This is a genomic window from Bradyrhizobium sp. Crot121, from assembly GCF_059512385.1.
Genome location: NZ_JCAMOR010000306.1, coordinates 1 through 725 on the forward strand (window position 1 = coordinate 1; position 725 = coordinate 725).

General features: G+C 63.6%; 1 pseudogene. It reads left to right on the plus strand.

The window, feature by feature from the left end:
• A pseudogene (locus AC5ZGW_RS46680) lies at window positions 1-725 on the plus strand (IS3 family transposase); the annotation flags it as partial.

The following is a 725-nucleotide window of genomic DNA, read 5'->3' on the forward strand; positions in this document are numbered from 1 at the left end:
AACTGACAGTCGAGCGCGATTTTTTAGCGCGGAGGTCCGGAAGATGAGCACGCCGGACCGTCGAGGAATGCTCGATCACGCCGACATGGCGCTGTCGATCCGCCGGCAATGCATGTTACTTGGCATCGCGCGCTCTGGGGTCTACCGGCCGCCACGGCCGGCCAACGACAACGACCTTGCCCTGATGCGGCGGATCGACGAGTTGTTCACCGCCTGGCCGTTCCTGGGCTCGCGGCGAATGACCGCGATGCTGAAGGTTGAGGGGCTTCAGGTCAATCGCAAGCGGTTGATGCGCAAGATGGGCATTGCGGCGCTGGGACCAAGGCCGAACACTACGAGGCCGGCGCCGGGCCACAAGATCTATCCCTATCTGTTGCGCAACTTGACGATCGACCGGCCAAACCAGGTATGGGCGGCCGACATCACGTATCTGCCCATCGGCCGCGGCTTTCTTTATCTCGTCGCCATCATCGACTGGGCGAGCCGTGCGGTCCTGGCGTGGCGGTTGTCGAACACGATGGACGTCTGGTTCTGCGTGGCGGCGCTGGAAGAGGCGCTGGCGAAGTACGGCACGCCGGAGATTTTCAACACCGACCAGGGCAGCCAGTTCACCAGTGCGGCCTTCACCGGCGCGTTGGCGGGCGCAGCGATCAGGATCTCCATGGATGGCCGCGGTCGTTGGATCGACAACGTCTTCATCGAGCGGCTGTGGCGGTCGCTCAAGC